Source organism: Streptomyces sp. NPDC031121, assembly GCF_055570615.1.
Map to the genome: position 1 here is coordinate 423,944 of NZ_JBVIGV010000002.1, position 16,820 is coordinate 440,763.

The window sequence follows — 16,820 nt, forward strand, 5'->3', positions numbered from 1 at the left end:
GCCCGGTGCGCCCGGCCGGCCGGCTCGGTCAGGCGAGGCCGAGTTCCTTGTCGATCAGGTCGAAGATCTCGTCGTCCGTCGAGGCCGCTTCCAGGTCGGCGTCGGCACCGGTGCCGTCCGCGTCCCCGCCGGTGCCCTCGCCGGTGTGGTCGGCCACGCCGCGGACGGTGTCGTCGAGCTTCCATTGCAGTGCCTTGACGCGGGCGGTCAGGCGGGCGCGGCTGTCCGCGTCGAGTGCGGAGGCCGCGCCGGCCGTCAGGGCCCGCTCCAGCTCGTCGAGGCCGGGCAGGAGGGAGCCGTCCGGCTCCGTGCCGCCCGCGGATGCCAGTTGTGCGCGCAGGTGCCGGGCGAGGGCCAGCGGGGTCGGGTGGTCGAAGACCGCTGTCGTCGGCAGCCGCAGGCCGGTCTCGGCGTTGAGGCGGTTGCGCAGTTCCACGGCCGTGAGGGAGCTCATGCCCAGGTCGAGGAAGCCCCGTTCGGCGTCGATCGAGGCGGGCGAGCCGTGGCCGAGGACGGTGGCGGCATGCCCGGTGACCAGTTGGAGCAGCAGCTCTTCGCGCTTGGCCTCGCCGAGTCCGGCCAGCCGCTCCGTGAAGCCGCCGTCGTGCCGGGTCCCGTCCGCCGGGGCGGTGGCTCCGGGCGTGCTCGCGGACCTCCGTACGACGGTCGGTACGGGGGCGAGCGCGCGGAGCAGTGCCGGCGCACGGCCGGCGGCCGACCAGGCCCGCGGGTCGAGGCGTACGGGGACCAGGAGGGCGCGGTCGAGGGCCGCGGCGGCGTCGAGCAGGCCGAGTCCTTGGCCTGCCGAGAGCGGCAGCATTCCTGAGCGGGCGAAACGGGCGACATCCACGGGGCCCAGCTTGGACGTCATTTCACTGGAATCTCCCCAGTATCCCCACGCGAGGGAGACCGCGGTGAGCCCCTCGGCCCGGCGCCGGTGGGCGAGGGCGTCGAGGAAGGAGTTGGCGGCGGCGTAGTTGGCCTGGGCCGGGCCGCCGATGACTCCGGCGAAGGAGGAGAAGAGCACGAAGGCGGACAGTTCGGTGTCGCGGGTCAGCTCGTGCAGGTGCCAGGCGGCTTCCGCCTTCGGGCGCCACACGTGGTCGAGGTCCTCGGCGGTGAGGTTCTCCAGGAGGCCGTCCCGGAGGACGCCCGCCGCGTGGACGACCGCAGTGAGCGGGTGTCCGGCCGGGATTGCGGCGAGCACTCCGGCGAGGGCGTCGCGGTCGGCCGCGTCGCAGGCGGCGATGGTGACGGTCGCACCCAGGCGGGTGAGTTCGTCGCGGAGTTCGGCCGCGCCCGGTGCGGCGGGGCCGCGGCGGCCGGTGAGCAGCAGGTGCCGGACGCCGTGTCGGGTGACCAGGTGCCGGGCGACGAGCGCGCCGAGGGTTCCGGTGCCGCCGGTGATGAGGACGGTGCCGTCGCCGTGCGCGTCCCATTCCCAGGCGGGGAGGCCCGAGGGGTCCTGTGGGGGTGCGGCGCGCCGGAGCCTGGGTACGGTCACCGTGCCGGCGCGCAGGGAGAGGTGGGCTTCGTCGGCGGCTGCGGCGGCCGCGACGGCTGCCGGCAGTGCGCGCTCGGAAGCCGGGTCGCCGTCGGTGTCGACGAGCAGGAACCGGCCGGGGTGTTCGGCCTGCGCGGACCGGATGAGTCCGTGGACGGCGGCGTCGGTGAGCGCGGCGCCGCCGCCCGCGGTGACGAGGACCAGCCGGGAGTCCGCGCAGCGCGGATCGGCCAGCCAGGTCTGGGCGAGGTGCAGCATCTCCCGTACGGGGGTGCTGTCGGCGGGGCCCTCCGGGTCTGCGGCGTCGCCGGCCGCGGGCAGCCGCAGCAGCACCGTGTCGGCGAAGGCGTCCGCGCCTTCCGTGCCGAGGGCCTCCAGCAGGGCGGGCAGGCCGGTGAAGGACCGGGTGCCGGTGGCCGGTTCGGCGAGGGCTTCGGCGGCCGGGGCCCAGTCCGGCTCCGTCCAGGCGGTTTCGAACAGTGCCTGGGGGTGCCGGGCCGCGGCCGCGGGCGCGCCGGTGGTGACGGCGCCCGTGGTGAGGACGGGAGCGCCCGTGGCGTCCGCCGCGGTCAGGGACAGGGCGCCGTCCCGGGTACGGGTGATCCGTAGGCGCAGGTGGGCGGCGCCGGTGGCCGTGAGGTTCACCGCGTGCCAGGCGGTCGGCAGTTCGGCTCGCCCGGACCGGCCGGCGGCCATGGCCAGCACGGTCTGGAGCAGGGCCGGGTGGATCCGGAAGGCGGACGCGGCCGGGTGCTGCTCCTGGGGCAGGGCCACTTCGGCGAGGGTGTCGCCGTCGGGGGTCGTCCAGAGTGCGCGGACGGTGCGGTGGAGCGGTCCGGGGTCGTAGCCGCCTTCGGCGAGGACGGCGTACAGCTCCTCGGTGTCGGCCGGGCGGGCGCCGTGCGGCGGCCAGTCCGTCGTGTCGAACGGCTCGCCGGCCGGTACGGCCGCCCGGGAGAGCGTGCCGGTGGCGTGGCGGGTCCAGTCCTCGTCGGCTCCGGTCCGGGCGTGGAGGGTCAGCCGGCGGGTGCCCGCCTCGGCGGCTGCCACGGTCAGCTGGACTTCTGCGGTGCCATCCTCGGGGACGGCCAGCGGGACCAGTTCGGTGAGGTCCTCGACCGTCGTGCAACCGGCCTCGTCGGCGGCCCGGACCGCCCAGTCGAGCAGCGCGGTCGCGGGGACGACGGCGGAGCCGTGCACGGTGTGGTCGGCCAGCCACGGGTGCGTGGCGGCTCCGATCCGGCCGGTGAGGACGAGGGATCCGTCCCCGTCGGCGAGGCGGACGACGCCGTCGAGGCCGGCGGGGTCCGCCGGGCCGGCGGCCGCGGCGGCCGGGGCCGCGTCGAGCCAGTAGCGGCTGCGCTGGAAGGCGTACGTGGGCAGGTCGGCCGCCGGGCGGCCGCCCAGGAGGCCGCTCCAGTCGACGCGTACGCCCTGGACGTGCGCCTCGGCGAGCGAGGCCAGCATCCGCTCCGGTCCGCCGTCCTGGCGGCGCAGCGAGCCGAGGGTCCGCGCGTCCGCCCCGGCGGCGGCGATGGTGTCCTCGATGGCGGCGGTCAGCACCGGGTGCGGGCTGGACTCGACGAAGACGTCGTGGCCCTGGGCGAGGAGGGTGCGCAGGGCGTCCTCGAGGCGGACGGTGCGGCGCAGGTTCTCGTACCAGTACGAGGCGTCCAGCGCGGTGCCGGCTCCGATCCACTGTCCGGTGAGGGTGGAGAGGAAGGGGATGCGGGGTTCGCCGGTCTCGATGCCGGCGAGGTCGGCGAGGACCGTCTCGCGGATGCGTTCGACCTGCGCCGAATGGGAGGCGTAGTCGACGGGGATCTTCCTGGCGCGTACGCCGTCCCGGGCGCAGGCGTCGACGAGGGCGTCGAGGGCGTCCGGCTCGCCGGAGACCACGACGGAGCCGGGGCCGTTGACCGCGGCGACGGAGATCCGCTCTTCCCAGGCCGTGAGGCGGGCGAGGACGTCCTCGTGGGACGCGGCGACGGAGACCATGCCGCCGCGGCCGGAGAGGTGGGCGGCGATGGCGCGGCTGCGCAGGGCGGCCACGCGGGCGCCGTCCTCCAGGGAGAGGGCGCCGGCCACGCAGGCGGCGGCGATCTCGCCCTGGGAGTGGCCGACGACCGCGGCCGGGCGGACGCCGTGCGCCTGCCAGACCTCGGCGAGCGCGACCATGACCGCCCAGAGGGCGGGCTGGGCCACGTCGACGCGGTCCAGCGGCGGGGCGCCCGGCTCCTCGCGCAGTACGGCGGTCAGAGACCAGTCCGCGTACGGGGCGAGGGCCTGCTCGCAGGCGGCGATGCGGGCGGCGAACTCCGGCGAGGTGTCGAGGAGTCCGGCGCCCATGCCGGCCCACTGGGAGCCCTGGCCGGGGAAGACCAGGACGGTCTTGCGGTCGCGGCCGGAGGTGTGCCGGCCCTGGACGAGTCCGGCAGCGGGGGTGCCGTCGGCGAGCCCGGCCAGTGCGCTCCGCAGGGTTGCGGGGTCGGCCGCGGTGACGACCGCGCGGTGTTCGAGGAGGGCCCGCCGGGTGGCGAGGGAGGCGGCGAGGTCGATCGGTGCGCTGCGCCGTCCGGCGGGGGTGTCCAGGTGGGCGAGGAGGGCGGCGGCCTGCCCGCGCAGCGCGGGTGCGCTCCGCGCGGACAGCAGCCAGGGCAGGGGCCGGTCGGCGGCTTCGGCCGGGGCGGCCGGGCCGGCAGCGGCGGCCGCGGCCGGTTCCGGTGTGCCGGGCACCGCGGCCGGCGGGGCTTGGGGCTCGGAGCCGGCCGGCTCCGCCTTCCCAAGCTCACCGGACCCGCCGGCGGCGGCCGAGCCGCTCGCCGCGTCGGGGCCCTGTTCCAGGATCACGTGGGCGTTGGTGCCGCTGATGCCGAAGGAGGAGACTCCGGCCCGGCGCGGGCGGTCGTCCGAGGCGGGCCAGGCGGCCGCCTCGTCCAGGAGGCGTACGGCGCCGGCCGGCCAGTCCACGTGCGGGGTCGGCTCGCCGGCGTGCAGCGACTTCGGCAGCGTGCCGTGGCGCATGGCGAGCACCATCTTCATCACGCCGGCGACACCGGCCGCGGCCTGGGTGTGCCCGAGGTTGGACTTGACGGAGCCCAGCCGCAGCGGCCGGTCCGCGTCCCGTTCCCGGCCGTAGGTGGCGAGCAGGGCCTGGGCCTCGATCGGGTCGCCGAGCCGGGTGCCGGTGCCGTGGGCCTCGACCGCGTCGACGTCGGCGCCGGTCAGGCCGGCGTTGGCGAGGGCCTGGCGGATGACCCGCTGCTGGGAGGGCCCGTTGGGGGCGGACAGCCCGTTGGAGGCGCCGTCCTGGTTGACGGCCGAGCCGCGGACGACGGCCAGCACCTGGTGGCCGGCCCGTACGGCGTCCGAGAGGCGTTCGAGGACGAGCAGGCCGGCGCCTTCGGAGAAGCCGGTGCCGTCGGCGTCGGCCGAGAAGGGCTTGCAGCGGCCGTTGGCGGCCAGCCCGCGCTGCCGCGAGAAGTCCACGATGATCGCCGGGGAGGACATGACGGTCACACCGCCCGCCAGGGCGAGCGAGCACTCACCGGCCCGCAGCGCCTGGGCGGCCATGTGCAGGGCCACCAGGGAGGAGGAGCAGGCGGTGTCGACGGTGACGGCCGGTCCCTCCAGGCCGAGGGCGTAGGAGACGCGGCCGGAGACGACGCTGACGGCGTTGCCGGTGTTGACGTATCCGGCGAGCGCCTCGGGGACGTCGGCTCCGCGGGACATGTAGTCGCTGGAGGACAGTCCGGCGAAGACGCCGGTGCGGCTGCCGCGCAGGGACCTCGGGTCGATGCCGGCCCGCTCCACCGCCTCCCACGCGGTTTCCAGCAGCAGGCGCTGCTGCGGGTCCATGGCGGTGGCCTCGTTGGGGCTGATGCCGAAGAAGTCGGCGTCGAACTCGGCGGCGTCGTGCAGGAATCCGCCTTCGAGGGTGCGGGAGGCGTCCGGGTGCTCGGGGACGGAGTCGTAGAGGTGCTCCAGGTCCCAGCCCCGGTCCGCGGGGAAGCCGCCGATGGCGTCGGTGCCGTCGGCCAGCAGGGTCCACAGGTCCTCGGGCGAGCGGACGCCGCCCGGGTAGCGGCAGGCCATGCCGACGATGACGACCGGGTCCTCGTCCGGGGCGGCGGTCACCTGTGCGGCGGCCGCTTCGGCCGTGGGTGCGGCGTCCGCCAGCAGGCCGCCGAGGTGTTCTGCGAGCGCGACGGGCGTCGGGTGGTCGAAGACGAGGGTGGCGGGGAGCCGCAGCCCGGCGGCGGTGCCCAGCCGGTTGCGCAGCTCGACGGCGGTCAGCGAGTCGAAGCCGAGGTCGCGGAAGGCTTTCCCGGCGTGGATCAGGCCGGGGTCGGCGTGGCCGAGCACGGCGACCGCGTACGTGGTGACCAGCTCGACCAGTGCGGTCTGCCGTTCGGCGGAGGGCAGTGCGGCCAGCCGCTGCCGCAGGCCTCCGCCGGGGACGGCGGTGCCCGGTCCGGCCTCGGCGGCGCGCCGGGCGGCCGTGCCCCGGAACAGGGTCCGCAGGATCGGCGGCAGGGACTCGGGGGCGCGGCGGCGCAGGACGGCGCCGTCCAGGCGCAGGGGTACGAGAAGCGGCCGGCGGGCGGCGAGCGCCGCGTCGAACAGGGTGAGCCCGTCGCGGGTGGCGAGCGGCAGCGCGCCGGTGGAGCGGGCGCGGCTGCGGGCGCCCTCGTCGAGGTGTCCGGTCATCCCGCTGGCCTGGGCCCACAGGCCCCAGGCGAGGGAGGTGGCGGGCAGGCCGGCGGTCTGGCGGTGGCGGGCGAGTCCGTCCAGGAAGGTGTTGGCGGCCGCGTAGTTGCCCTGCCCGGCGTTGCCGAAGGTTCCCGCCGCCGAGGAGAACAGCACGAAGTCGGCGAGGTCCAGGTGGCGGGTCAGTTCGTGGAGGTTCCAGGCCGCGTCCGCCTTGGGGCGCAGTACGGTCGCCAGCCGCTCGGGGGTGAGGGAGGCGACCACGCCGTCGTCGAGCACGCCGGCGGCGTGGACGACGGCGGTCAGCGGGTGGTCGGCGCCGACGGAGGCGAGCAGCGCGGCGAGCGCCGCCCGGTCGGCGGTGTCGCAGGCGGCGAGGGTGACCTCGGCGCCCAGTTCGGCCAGTTCGGAGCGGAGTTCGGCGGCGCCGGGGCTGTCGGGGCCGCGGCGGCCGGCGAGCAGCAGGTGCCGCATGCCGTGTGCGGTGACGAGGTGGCGGGCGAGCGCGCGGCCGAGTTCGCCGGTGCCGCCGGTGATGAGGACGGTGCCGTCGGGGTTCCACGGGCGGGGCACGGTGAGGACCACCTTGCCGGTGTGGCGGGCCTGGGAGACGTACCGGAAGGCGTCGGGGGCGTGGGTGAGGTCCCAGGCGGTGACCGGGAGCGGGCGCAGGGCGCCCTGTTCGAAGAGGGTGACGAGTTCGGTGAGCATCTCGCCGATCCGCTCGGGGCCGGCTTCGATCAGGTCGAAGGCCCGGTAGAAGGCGCCGTCGTGGTCGCGGGCGACGTCGGCGGCGTCGCGGATGTCGGTCTTCCCCATCTCGATGAGTCGGCCGCCGGGCGCCAGGAGGCGCAGTGAGGCGTCGACGTACTGGCCGGCGAGGGAGTTGAGGACCACGTCCACTCCGCGGCCGCCGCTCGCCGCGCGGAAGGCCTCCTCGAAGTCGAGGGTGCGGGAGGAGGCGAGGCGGCCGGCGGGCAGGCCGTCGGCCGCGGCCCGCAGCAGGCGCTGCTTGGGCTCGCTCGCGGTGCCGTAGACCTCGGCGCCCCACAGCCGGGCGAGCTGGGTGGCGGCCATGCCGACTCCGCCGGCCGCGGCGTGGACGAGGACGGTTTCGCCCTCGGTGAGGCCTGCGAGGTCGCGCAGCGCGTAGTACGCGGTGAGGAACACGACGGGCGCGGCGGCGGCCTGGGCGAAGGTCCAGCCGGCCGGCATCCGGGTGACGACGCGGGCGTCGGCGACGGCGAGGGGGCCGAAGCCGCCCGCGACCATGCCGAAGACGCGGTCGCCGACGTTCAGGCCGGTGACGTCGGGGGCGGTCTCGACGACGACGCCGGCGGCCTCGGAGCCGAGGAACTCGGCGCCTCCGGGGTACATGCCGAGGGCGTTGAGGACGTCGCGGAAGTTGAGTCCGGCGGCCCGGACCTCGATCCGGACCTGCCCGGGTGCCAGCGGCGCGGACGCCTGCGGGGCGGGCAGCAGGGCCAGGTGGTCGAGGCTGCCCTTCTCGGGGATGTCCAGCCGCCAGGCGGCCGTGCCCTCGGGCGCGGTGAGTGCTCCCGAGGCGTGGGTGCGGGCCAGGCGGGGTGCGTACGCGGCGCCCTGGCGCAGCGCCAGCTGCGGCTCGCCGGTGGCGGCGACCGCCTGGGGCAGGGCCCGCCAGGAGGCGGGGTCGTCGTCGAGGTCGGCGAGGACGATCCGGCCGGGGTTCTCGGACTGGGCCGAACGCAGCAGGCCCCACAGGGCCGAGCCGGGCAGATCGGTGACGTCACCGCCGGGGTCGGGGGTGACGGCGCCCCGGGTGGCGACGACCAGCCGGGTCGTGTCGAACCGTTCGTCGGCCAGCCAGTCCTGGAGGGTGGCGAGCACCGTTTCCAGGACGGCGGCGGCCCGTGCGGCGGGATCGGCCGCGGGGCCCGCGCCGGCTTCGGCGGTGAGCAGCAGCGCGTCCGGGGTGCCTGTCGCGGGCAGCGCGGCCGCCAGGTCGGCCAGGCTGTCCCAGCGGGCCAGGGCCGCGCCGCCCTCGGTGAGGGCGGCGGCCTGCCCGGTCTCGGAGCCGAGGAGCGCCCAGCGGGCGATCCCGGCCGGGCCGGTCTGCGCCGTGGAGGGCGCGGAGGCCGCCTGCAGCGGGGTCCAGTCCAGGTGGAACAGGGCTTCGCGGACCGTACGGGAGTCAGCGTCGGCAGCGCCGAGCGCGGCGGCCTCGATCGGCCGTACCGCCAGGGCGTCGATGGTGGCGACCGGGCGGCCCAGCGGGTCGGCCATCAGGACCGACACCGCGCCCGGCCCGGCGGGGCTCAGGCGGACCCGCAGGGCGGTCGCCCCGGTGGCGTGGAGGGTGACCCCGGTCCAGGAGAAGGGCAGGCCGGTGCTGCCCTCGGCGTTGCTGAGCGGGCCGAGTCCGGCCGCGTGCAGCGCGGCGTCCAGCAGGGCGGGGTGGATGCCGAAGCGGGCGGCGTCTGCCAGGGCCGCCTCGGGCAGGGCGGCTTCCGCGTACACGTCCGCGTCGAGCCGCCAGGCCGCCCGCAGGCCCTGGAACACCGGGCCGTACGCGTAGCCCTCGGCGCGCAGCGACGCGTAGTGGCCGTCGATCTCCGGGGCGGGCTCGGCCCCGCGCGGGGGCCAGGCGGCGAACACCTCGCCGGCGGGTTCCGCGCCGGGCGCGCCGAGCGTGCCGTCGGCGTGGCGGGTCCACTCCGCTTCCGGCTCGTCGTCGGGGCGGGTGTGGACGGTGACGGTCCGCAGCCCGGAGGCGTCGGCGGCGCCGACCGCGATCTGCACCCGGATGCCGCCGTGTTCGGGCAGCAGGACGGGCGCGTGCAGGGTCAGCTCCTCGATCCGGCCGCAGCCGAGCTCGTCACCGGCCCTGACGGCCACCTCGACGAGTGCGGCGCCGGGCACGATGACGGCGCCGCCGACCATGTGGTCGGCGAGCCACGGGTGGCTGCGCAGCGACCAGCGGGCGGTGGCGACGAGTTCGTCGCCGAGGGCGAGCGGCAGCGCGGCTCCGAGGAGCGGGTGGTCGAAGGAGCCGAGTCCGGCCGAGGCGACGTCCGCGGCGCCGCCGGTGGCGGGGCGCGGCCAGTAGCGGCGGTGCTGGAAGGCGTACGTGGGCAGGGGTGCCGGGGTACCGGGGCGCGGGGTCCCGACGGTCTCGAAGAAGGCGTCCCAGTCGATGCGGGTGCCGTGGTTGCGGGCGTCGGCGAGGGAGAGCATGAACCGGGCGGGGCCGCCCTCGCCGCGGCGCAGGGTGCCGGTGGCGGCCGCGGCGGAGCCGGCGGCCTCGATGGTCTCCTGGACTCCGGTGGTGACGACGGGGTGCGGGCTGACCTCGATGAACACGCGGTGGCCCGCGTCGAGCAGGGCACGGGTGGCCTGCTCGAACTCGACGGTTCCGCGCAGGTTCGCGTACCAGTAGGCGGCGTCGAGCGTAGTCGTGTCGACGGGGGCGCCCGTGACGGTGGAGTAGAGGGGGATGCGCGCCGCGCGGGGTGCGACGGGCGCGAGGACGGTGCCCAGCTCCGCCTCGATGCGGGCCACCTGCGCGGAGTGCGAGGCGTAGTCGACGGGGATCCGCTTGGCGCGGATCCCGTCCCGGTCGCAGGCGTCGAGGAGGGCGTCCAGGGCGGCGGGCTCGCCGGAGACCACGACGGAGGACGGGCTGTTGACGGCGGCGAGGGAGAGCCGCTCGCCCCAGGGGGCCAGCAGCGCGCGGACCTCGTCGGCGGGCCGGGCCACGGAGACCATGCCGCCCTGCCCGGACAGGGCGGTCAGCGCCCGGCTGCGCAGGGCGACGACACGGGCGGCGTCGTCCAGGGTGAGGGCGCCGGCCACGCAGGCGGCGGCGATCTCGCCCTGTGAGTGGCCGACGACCGCGGCCGGGCGGACGCCGTGCGCCTGCCACAGCTCGGCGAGGGACACCATCACGGCGAACAGCACGGGCTGCACCACGTCGACGCGGTCGAGGCCGGGTGCGCCTTCGGCTCCGCGCAGCACGTCCATGAGGGACCAGTCGGTGTACGCGTCGAGGGCTGCGGCGCACTCCGCCATGCGGGCGGCGAACACCGGTGCGGCGTCGAGGAGTTCGAGCGCCATGCCGGGCCACTGGGAGCCCTGCCCGGGGAAGACGAAGACGGTGTCGCCGTCGCTGTCTGCGATGCCTTCGAGGACGGCGGGCGATGCCTGGCCGCGGCCCTCGGCGAGGGCGTCCAGGCCGGCGAGGAGGGCGGCGTCGGCGTCCGCGACGACGGTGGCGCGGTGTTCCATGGTGGTGCGGGTCGTCGCCAGCGCGTGCGCGACAGCGGCCGGCTCGGCGGCGGCCCCCGCGCACCGCAGGTGCGCGGCCAGCCGTGCGGCCTGCGCGGCCAGCGCCTGCGGGGACTTGGCGGACAGTACGTAGGGCAGGGCGGGGGACGGCTGCGTCCGGCCGGCCTCACCGGAGGCCGCGGGCGCGGTCCCGGCTTCGGTCGCGGCGTCGGCGTCGGCCGCCGTGGCGGCGCCCTGCCCGTCCGGCGCCGTGGAGGCGGCGAGCGGCATCGGATCGGCCGCCTCGAGGATGACGTGGGCGTTGGTGCCGCTGATGCCGAAGGAGGAGACGCCCGCCCGGTGCGGGCGGTCCACGGCGGGCCAGGCGGCGGGGGCGGCGAGGAGTTCGACCGCGCCCGCCGACCAGTCCACTTGCGGGGACGGTTCGTCGATGTGCAGGGACTGCGGCAGCAGACCGTTGCGCAGGGCCAGGATCATCTTGATGACACCGGCGACGCCGGCGGCGGCCTGGGTGTGGCCGATGTTGGACTTGACGGAGCCGAGGAGCAGCGGCCGGTCCGCCGGGCGCCCCTGCCCGTATGTGGCGAGCAGGGCCTGCGCCTCGATCGGGTCGCCGAGGCGGGTGCCGGTGCCGTGTGCCTCGACCGCGTCGACCTCGTCGGCGCCGAGTCCGGCGTCGGCGAGGGCCTGGCGGATGACGCGCTGCTGGGAGGGGCCGTTGGGGGCGGTCAGGCCGTTGGAGGCGCCGTCCTGGTTGACGGCGGAGCCGCGCAGCACGGCGAGGACGGTGTGGCCGTTGCGGCGGGCGTCGGAGAGGCGCTCCACCAGCAGAAGGCCCGCGCCTTCGGCCCAGCCGGTGCCGTCGGCGGCTCCCGCGAAGGGCTTGCAGCGGCCGTCGGGGGCGAGGCCGCGCTGCCGGGAGAACTCGACGAACACCTGCGGGGTGGACATGACGGTGACGCCGCCGGCTAGGGCGAGGGTGCATTCGCCCCGGCGCAGTGCCTGCGCGGCCAGGTGCAGGGAGACCAGCGAGGAGGAGCAGGCGGTGTCGACGGTGACGGCGGGGCCCTCGAAGCCGAAGGCGTATGACACGCGGCCGGAGACCACGCTGGCCGCGTTGCCGGTCATCAGGTGCCCGGTGACGTCGTCCGGGGCGGTGCCGAGGACCTGCTGGTAGTCCTGGAAGTTGGAGCCGACGAACACACCGGTCGCGGTTCCGCGCAGGGTGTCGGGGGCGATGCCGGCCCGCTCGACGGTCTCCCACGCGGTCTCCAGCAGGAGCCGCTGCTGCGGGTCCATGGCGAGGGCCTCGCGGGGCGAGATCCCGAAGAAGTCGGCGTCGAAGCCGGCCAGGCCGGTGAGGAAGCCGCCTTCGCGGACGTAGCTGGTGCCCTGGTGTTCCGGGTCCGGGTGGTAGAGCCCTTCGGTGTCCCATCCCCGGTCGGTGGGCAGGTCCGAGATGCCGTCGCCGCCCCGGGCGAGCAGCTCCCAGAACTCCTCCGGTGAGCCGATGCCGCCGGGGAAGCGGCAGGCCATCGACACGATGGCGATGGGTTCGTCCGCCTCCGCCCGTACGGCGACGGCGTCGGCCGCGACGGCGGTGTGCCCGTCCAGCAGCTCGGCGCGCAGGTGCGCGGCCACGGCGGCCGTGGTCGGGTGGTCGAAGAGGAGCGTGGCGGGCAGGGGCACACCCGTGACGGCGGTGAGCCGGTTGCGCAGCTCCACGGCCGTCAGGGAGTCGAAGCCGAGTTCGCGGAACGCCCGGTTGGCGTCGACGGTGCCCGCGGTGGCGTGCCCGAGGACGCGGGCGATCTCCTCGCGGAGCAGGTCGGTCAGGGCGCGTTCCTGTTCGGCGGGCGTCGCCAGGCCGAGCAGGCGCTCACGCAGCGGCGAGGTCTTCCCGCCGTCCTTCTCCGCGATCCGTTCCGGCCCGCGGCGCACCTCCGGCAGGTCGCCGATGAGCGGGCTGGGCCGCGCGGCCGTCAGGGCCGGGGCGAGGGTGTCCCAGTCGATGTCGGCGACGGTCACGCAGGCGGCGCCGCGGGCCAGGGCCTGCTGGAGGGCGGCGAGGGCGAGTTCGGGATCCATCGGGACGATGCCGCTGCGGCGGATCCGGTCGGCGAGGGCGTCACTGCCGGCGGCCATGCCGGCGTCGGCCCACGAGCCCCAGGCCACGGAGGTGGCGGGCAGCCCGGCGGCGCGGCGCTGTTCGGCGAGGGCGTCGAGGTAGGCGTTGGCGGCGGCGTAGTTGCCCTGTCCGGCGTTGCCGAGCACGCCGGAGACGGAGGAGAACAGCACGAACATCGACAGCTGCGACCCGCCCTGCGGGTCACGGGTGAGTTCGTCCAGCAGCCGGGCGGATTCCGCCTTGGCGCGCAGTACGGTCTCGAAGCGCTCGCCGGTCAGCGCGTCCAGCACGCCGTCGTCGAGGACACCGGCGGCGTGCACGACACCGCTCAGCGGGAGCTCGGCGGGGAGGTCCGCGAGGAGGTCGGTGAGCGCGTCGCGGTCGGCGGTGTCGCAGGCCGCGACGGTGACGCGGACGCCCGATGCCTCCAGGTCGGCGGCCAGTTCGGCCGCGCCGTCGGCCGCCGGGCCCCGCCGGCTGGTCAGCAGCAGGTGCTCGGCGCCGGCTCCGGCCAGCCAGCGGGCGACACGGCCGCCCAGGGCGCCCGTACCGCCGGTGACGAGGACGGTGCCGCGCGGGGCGGTCCACGGCTCCGTGTCGTGGGCGGGCACGACGCGGGCGAGGCGCCGCACGTACGTGCCGGAGGGCCGTACGGCGATCTGGTCCTCGGCCGTGCCCGCGCCCAGCACGCCGGTGACCCGGGCCGCGAGGTCGTGGCCGCCGAGGGCCGAGGGGAGGTCGATCAGCCCGCCCCAGCGCTGCGGGTACTCCAGCGCCGCGACCCGGCCCAGCCCCCAGGTCTGGGCCTGGACGGGGGCGGCGGGCGGCTGCGCCGCGTCGACGGACACGGCGCCGCGGGTCAGGCACCACAGGCGCGCCCCCGATCCGGACGCCTCCAGTGCGCGCAGCAGGTCGACGGTGGCGGGGAGTCCCCGCGGGACCGCCGGGTGGGCGGGGTGCGGGCGCTCGTCGAACGAGAGGAACGACAGGACGCCGGACACCGCTCCGGTGGCGGTGGCGTCGGCCAGGGCCGTACGGACCGACGCCGCCAGGGAGTCGGCGCCTGCGGCGGCGGGCACGACGAGGCGCTCGACGCGCGCGCCGAGACCGGTGAGGGCGGAGAGCAGCGCGGCGAGTGCCTCGTCGTCCGCCGAGTGGTCGGGGACGACGGCCAGCCAGCCGGAGCCGGAGCGCAGCGCGGTCGCGGAACCGTCGGGGGCGGCGGTCCAGGTGGTCCGATAGGCCCAGGCGTCGGTGGCGGCGCGGGTGCGACGGTGGGCGCGCCAGGTTGCGAGGACGGGGAGCAGGTCGTCGAGCGACGCCTGGACGGGAGCCCCCTCGATGCCGAGTGCGGCAGAGGCGGCGTCGAGGTCACCGCGTTCGACGGCCTCCCAGAAGGCGGTCTCCACCGTGTCGGCGGGGGTCGTGGAACTGCCGCCGGGCAACAGGTCCGTTCCGCTGTTCGGGAGCCAGTAGCGCTGGTGCTGGAAGGCGTAGGTGGGCAGCTCGACCGGACGGGCGTCGGTGTCGGCGTAGAACGCGGACCAGTCGACCTCGGCGCCGTGGACGTGGAGCCGGGCGAGCGCGCGGACGAGCGAGGTCTCCTCGTCCGTGCCCTTGCGCAGGGCGGGTACCAGGACGGCGCCGTCACCGCCCGCGGTGTCGGCGGCCAGGGCGGACAGCACGCCGTCCGGGCCGAGTTCCAGGTAGGCGGTCACGCCCAGGTCGGCGAGGGTACGGATGCCGGCCCCGAAGCGGACCGCTTCGCGGACGTGGCGCACCCAGTAGTCCGGGGTGCACAGTTCGCGGGTGGAGGCGAGCTGTCCGGTGAGGTTGGAGACGAGCGGGATGGCGGGTATGCCGAAGGACAGCCCCGACACCACCGCACGGAAGTCGTCCAGCATGGGGTCCATCAGCGGCGAGTGGAAGGCGTGCGAGACCCGCAGACGGGTCGTCTTGCGCCCCAGCCCCTCGAAATGCGCACGGACGGACTCCACCGCGTCCTCGACACCCGAGACGACCACGGCCGAGGGGCCGTTGACCGCCGCGATCGACACCGACGCGCCCAGCAGCGGCAGGACCTCGTCCTCCGCCGCCTGGACGGCGAGCATCGCACCGCCCTCCGGTAACGCCTGCATCAGCCGGCCCCGCGCCGACACCAGCGCACACGCATCGGCGAGGGAGAACACCCCCGCCACATGCGCCGCAGCCACCTCACCGATGGAGTGACCGGCCACGAAATCAGCCTTCACACCCCACGACTTGACCAGCCGGAACAACGCCACCTCGACGGCGAACAGAGCCGCCTGCGCGAACATCGTCTGGTTCAGCGCCTCCGCGTCCTCACCCCAGACCACGTCCCGCACCGGGACGTCCAGCTCCGCACACACCGCGTCGAAGGCTTGCGCGAACACCGGGAAACGCGCATACAGCTCCCGGCCCATGCCGAGCCGCTGCGAGCCCTGACCCGTGAACAGCACGGACAGGGGCCCCTTGGCCGCGCGTGCGGTCGCGCCCTCGCCGTCGGCGAGTGCGTCGAGGCCGCTCAGCAGGTCGGCGCGGTCCCCGCCCACGACGGCGGCCCGGTGTTCCAGCGCGGCGCGGGTGGTGGCGAGTGAGAAGGCGATGTCGGCTGTGTTCGTCTCCGCGTGGTCACGTACGTGTGCGGCAAGCCGTGCCGCCTGCGCGCGCAGGGCCTCGGCGGTCCTCGCCGAGAGCACCCACGGCAGCACTCCGGAGGCGTCGGTCCCGCCGCCCGTTGCGGCCGGCGGCGCAGTCGTCGGCTGTTCGAGGACCACGTGGGCGTTGGTGCCGCTGACGCCGAACGAGGAGACGGCCGCCCGTCGCGGCCGGTCCTCGTGCGCCGGCCAGGCGGCCTCCTCGGTGAGCAGCCGTACGCTGCCTGCCGTCCAGTCCACGTGCGGGGACGGCTCGTCCAGGTGCAGGGTCGCGGGGAGGATGCCGTGCCGCATGGCGAGCACGGTCTTGATGACGCCGGCGACACCCGCCGCGGCCTGGGTGTGGCCGATGTTGGACTTCATCGAGCCGAGGAGCAGCGGCCGGTCCGCCGGGCGCCCCTGGCCGTACGTGGCGAGCAGGGCGGTGGCCTCGATGGGGTCGCCGAGCCGGGTTCCGGTGCCGTGCGCCTCGACCGTGTCCACGTCGGTGGCGGCGAGTCCGGCGTCGGCCAGCGCCCGCCGGATGACGCGCTGCTGTGAAGGCCCGTTCGGTGCGGTCAGGCCGTTGCTGGCGCCGTCCTGGTTGACGGCGGAGCCGCGTACGACGGCCAGTACCGGGTGCCCGGCCCGCAGCGCGTCGGACAGCCGCTCGACCAGGATGACGCCGGCGCCCTCGCTCCACGCGGTGCCGTCGGCGGCGGCCGAGAACGGCTTGCAGCGGCCGTCGGCGGCCAGGCCGCGCTGGCGGCCGAACTCCACGAACATCTGCGGGGTGGACATGACGGTGACACCGCCGGCCAGGGCGAGGGTGCACTCGCCGCGCCGCAGCGACTGCACGGCCAGGTGCAGGGCGACCAGGGACGAGGAGCAGGCCGTGTCGACGGTGACGGCCGGGCCTTCCAGGCCCAGGACGTAGGAGATGCGCCCGGAGGCGACGCTGACGGTGTTGCCGGTGAGTACGTGGCCGGCGACCTCTTCGCGGATCCGGCCGGAACCGGCGGTGGCCGCGGTGTCGTAGCCGCCGTGTCCGGCGCCGATGAACACGCCGGTGTGGGTGCCGCGCAGGGCGTGGGGCGAGATGCCGGCACGTTCGACGGCCTCCCAGGCCGTCTCGAGCATCAGCCGCTGCTGCGGGTCCATGGCGAGGGCCTCGCGCGGGGAGATGCCGAAGAAGTCGGCGTCGAAATCGCCCGCGCCGTGCAGGAAGCCGCTCTCGCGCGGGTACGCGGCGCCGTCCCCGCCCTCGGCTTCGGCGCCTCCGCAGAGGTCTTCGAGGTTCCAGCCGCGGTCGGCGGGGAAGGCGGAGACGGCGTCGACTCCGCCGCGTACCAGCTCCCAGAGCTGCTCGGGTGTGTCGGCGCCGCCGGGGTAGCGGCAGGCCATGCCGACGATGGCGATGGGCTCCCGGCTCTTCTCCTGCACCTCTCGCAGCTGCTCGCGCGTCTCGTCAAGGTCCGCGATGGCCCGCTTCAGATAGTCGCGAAGCTTCTGCTCGTTCGACATCAGGGTGTCAACCTCTCGAGGTGAGATGCCG

The 16,820-nt window shown here is 76.1% G+C and carries 1 protein-coding gene; it reads right to left on the minus strand.

Translation table 11 applies throughout. The features are described from left to right. Positions 1-28: 28 nt before the first annotated feature. Positions 29-16,792 carry a type I polyketide synthase gene (locus ACZ462_RS05145; RefSeq protein ID WP_467802903.1) on the minus strand — a complete coding sequence of 5,588 codons (16,764 nt, stop codon included), beginning with the start codon at positions 16,790-16,792 and terminating at the stop codon, positions 29-31. Between the last annotated feature and the right edge of the window lie 28 nt (positions 16,793-16,820).